Genomic DNA, 966 nt, shown 5'->3' on the forward strand with positions numbered 1-966 from the left:
AATTTCTATTTATCGTTTTAGGGTAAAATGTCCTTTGAATTCTTTTCGGATGTCGTTCTCGGTGTATTCCACTCTGAACCAGTAATCGCTCGATGGCATTGGATTGCCGCCGAAGGTGCCGTCCCATCCCTCACCCAACGGGCTTAGTTGCTTGAGCAGTTTTCCGAAGCGGTCAAAGATATATATTTTTGCCGTAGGGTCGCCACTGGCAATACCGATGATGTTCCACGTGTCGTGGTAGCCATCTGCATTGGGGGTAAAGTACAATGGGTAGTCTATCACGCCCACATCAAAGGTTACGCTACCGCAACCATTGATATCGCGGATGGTTATGGTATGGTCGCCGGGGGCAACGTTCTCAAAAATATTGCTGTCCTGGAAGGGACCATCATCTAATTGATATTCGTAGGTGCCCTGCCCGGTCGTGGTTACCTCTATTATGTGGTTGCCCGCAAAGGCACCGTTTACAAGGGTAGCTCCATAGGTTTCCGGTGGCGAGGATACTATCACCGTAGTGGTGACCGTGCTCTCGCAGCCCGAAGCTAGCTCGGTAATGGTCACGGTATAGGTACCGCCCTCAAGTGCAATGATCGATGGACCGTTCTGCCCTACAATGATCACCCCGTTCAGATCCCATTGGAAGGTATAGAGCGTTGGGTCTAGGCCCGTATCGATAACCGGTGGCGAGGGACTGCCCTCTTCCTGGGCTATCGGGTTGCCGTTCTCATCCACACAGAGGCGGTATTCGTCATCGAGTACCACATCTGGAAGTTGCTCCACTTTCAGTATCATCTCCACTACGGAATAACAACTTGGCTCAAAAATGTTCGTCTCGTTGGTTACCCGTACATAGATACGTTGTGGGTTGATGATGTTTACATACGGGAAGGTGATAATGCCCGTGCCCGTTTCTGCGCCTTCCTGCGTCTCGTGGAAGGTTATGCTGAAGTCTGCCGGGTCCTGCCC

Annotated in this window: 1 protein-coding gene; it reads right to left on the bottom strand. The window is 51.1% G+C overall.

Going from position 1 to position 966, the window contains the following annotated elements:
• Positions 1–9: 9 nt before the first annotated feature.
• On the bottom strand, positions 10–966 hold a 957-nt coding region (locus K8089_RS16145; protein ID WP_237604318.1), incomplete at its 5' end, for a T9SS type B sorting domain-containing protein.

Origin of the sequence: Aequorivita vitellina, from assembly GCF_022008365.1 — a bacterium.
Lineage (GTDB): Bacteria > Bacteroidota > Bacteroidia > Flavobacteriales > Flavobacteriaceae > Aequorivita > Aequorivita vitellina.